Source organism: Vibrio sp. 10N.222.48.A3 (genome assembly GCF_041475345.1).
GTDB classification, from domain to species: Bacteria; Pseudomonadota; Gammaproteobacteria; order Enterobacterales; family Vibrionaceae; genus Vibrio; species Vibrio tasmaniensis_A.
In genome coordinates this window covers 1-3,032 of the sequence record NZ_JBFRVX010000499.1, presented here as the reverse complement: position 1 = coordinate 3,032, position 3,032 = coordinate 1, and the positions used below count along the sequence as shown (strand labels likewise).

The 3,032-nt window shown below is 45.1% G+C and carries 2 protein-coding genes; both read left to right on the top strand.

Going from position 1 to position 3,032, the window contains the following annotated elements; genetic code table 11:
• Positions 1-1,532: ABC transporter transmembrane domain-containing protein (locus AB4653_RS14740; RefSeq protein WP_372104568.1), on the top strand; the 1,532-nt coding region annotated here is incomplete at its 5' end.
• Positions 1,529-3,032 (top strand): ABC transporter transmembrane domain-containing protein (locus AB4653_RS14735; protein ID WP_372104565.1); only part of this gene is annotated, 1,504 nt, incomplete at its 3' end. The genes AB4653_RS14740 and AB4653_RS14735, both read left to right, overlap by 4 nt.

The window sequence follows — 3,032 nt, the reverse complement described above, 5'->3', positions numbered from 1 at the left end:
CTTTCTCTACAATAATTTCCACTCTATTTGGCTTGGTACTGCCCTTCTCCATTCTGATCATTTTCGACCGAGTATTACCAAACCAAGCACAAGATACGTTGTTCTTGCTGTTCGCGATTATCCTGATTTCTATCTTCCTCGACTACCACCTGAAAAATCAGGAAGAGAAGATATCTTCCGTCATCATGAGGCAGTTTGAGACCAACTTAACCAACAAGGTATTCCAATCCATCTGTTTGGCTGAGATCTCTAAATTTCGCCGCTTAGAACCGGGCGAATACCTAGAGCGAATCTCAACCATTCCTGAGTTGAAAACCTTCTTTGGCGGCGAATCGGTTCGAGCCCTGATAAACCTTGCTGTCAGCGTGATCACCATCCTCATTATTGGTCTGATCAACATATGGGCTGGCGTGACGCTTCTGATTGCCTCGCTCATTTTAGCCATTTTCGCTTGGAGCCTTTCTAAGCAGAAGATTGGCAGCTTACAAAACAAGTCCGATATAGAGGGCTTAACCACATCCAAAATCATTGAAATCATTTCTAGCCCTCTGGATATCAAAGCTCGAAACATGGAATACCGCGTTGAAAGCCTGATGACCCAAATGGTCGAGGAACGTGAAGTTGAAAACATCAAATACGAACAGATTGAATCGAATTTTGGCTTAATCTTAGCGCTCATCCAACAACTCTCGATTGCTTGTGTTGTTGTGGTATTGGCAACAGCCGTGATCAATATGGAGTCAAGCCAAGGCATTATGGCCGCGATAATCATGCTTACCAATCGTTACTTCGCGCCCTACCAACAAGTGATGCGTACCGCGAGCCGCTGGGAACTAAACAAGCTCCATATACAACGTATCGCCGAACTTCTTGAACTGGCCGCGTCGGTTGAACATCAACATGAGACGACCGAAGTAGAACGTATTTCTGTTAAATATTCTGAAAAGCAGCGTATCGAATTCGAACTCGGACAAACTTATTTGCTTACCGGGAAAAGTGGCTCCGGCAAGACCCACCTTGCCAACTGTATTACACGTCAGAACAATGATAACAAACTGGACATCATGATTAATGACACGCCTCTGAGTGACGTAAACTACAACGTTTGGCGTAACAGCGTGCTGATGGTCGATAAAACAAGTTCATTCGTGGAAGGGACCATTATTGATAACCTAACCTGTTTCCGTCCAAGCCTGAACAATACGGCTTTCGCCTTATGTGAAACCATGAACATCAAGGCTCAAATTGATGGGCTGCCTGCAGGTTTCTATACCGAGCTCAAAGGTCACATGCGTAACCCATTCTCACGCCAAGTTGGCTATGCTCTGTTATTAGTCCGTGCCCTGCTCGCCAGTAAGCGTGTGTTGATATTCGACGATATAGACTGCGTCTTTGATGAAGAATTTGCACGCGTCGTACTGACCAGTACTGCCTATCGTGCCAATGACAAAATCTTAATCATCGCCAGCAATAAAATGGACAAACTCAACCACCGCCTCAAACGCGTAAAACTTACCGGAGGTGACCAATGAGTATCCTAGTAGACTTCAATAATGTGCCGCAACGTGTCTTGGATTTTGAATCTAGTGGATACGACGAACGTTACAGTCAATCGCCACTTATTCGTGGTTTGGCCTACACCTTGATAGCACTCGAATGGGAAGGCACGCCCGCTATACTCAGCGATGCTTTTATTCCAAAACCCAAAGACGGTGATAGCTTTACAGCAACCATAGAGCGCCTTGGATACCGCTGTGATGTGACCAAACTAAAGACACTCGAGAATATCGATAAATATCCTCACCCGTGCTTTATTGAGATAGAAAACCTCAGTGCCATCTTCTTAGGGACAAAAGATGGGAAGTTGCTGCTGTTTGATTACACGAACAACAACACCATTGAATACCCAATGTGTAAAAAGCCCTGCTTGCTGATTTCTATTAGCGAATATTCTCGTCTGTTCCGCGAACCACCTCCGGAATCGCAAGATAGAAGCAATTGGATAAAATACGCTTTCTATCGTTACAACAATGAACTTAAAAGCCTGATCATTCTGAGTTTCGTCATCAGTATTCTCGGTGCATTGCAGCCATTCTTCATCATGAGTGTCTATAACTTCGCACTGACTTCGAGCTCTCAAGCCACACTCTATTGGTTAACCTTATTCGCCATTATTGTTGGCTTCTCTGAATACTTCTTTAAGAAAATGCGGGTAAATATCATTGCCACTTCCGGTAAAGATCTCGCGGTGCACATCTCACAAGCCGTAATATCGAAACTTCTCTGGCTGCCCTACGCGATGACATCAACCGCTGGGGTTTCGTCGCAGTTGGCTCGTTTGAAAGATATCGATACGTTCCGCCGCTTAGTGACTGCAGAATCAACGCTCAGCTATTTTGATATGCCGTTTGTGATTGTATTTATCATCGCCATTGCTCTGATGTCTGGCACGGCTGCACTTGTGGTGATGGGTGGCTTAATATTAATGTTGGTGTTCTGTGTTTACTCTCGTTACATCTACTCACAAGCTACATCTAAAAGCTCTCGCGCTAACGCCATGGTCTCTTATCAATGGAATGAAATCCTTCGTGGTATCAAGACCATTCAAGGTTTGCCTTTACTGCGCGTGGTTCAATCTCGTTTTAGTGCCTCCCATATGCAAAGCACTAGTGATGCGGAGAATGTAGCTGTAACCAACAGTAAAATTCAGGCTGCTGGCGGTAGTTTGATTCAGGTGATTGGTACTGCAAGTATCGTGACCGCAGTAATCGGAGTCATGGAAGGCACTTCTGATGCGGGCGCGATGCTCGCAACCGTTATTCTCGTTTGGAAAGCACTAGGCCCGATAATGGGCATCTATAACTCAATTTCTAAGTTTCAATCCATCAAGGCTTCGTCGGCACAGATCAACAACTTGATGTCGATGAATGACGACAAGTTAACGCTAGAAAAAAGCCCGCCTATTCGGCTGTTCCAAGGAAATATTGTAGGCAGTGGTGTCAGCCACCGTTACACAGGGGCAGCAACAGGGT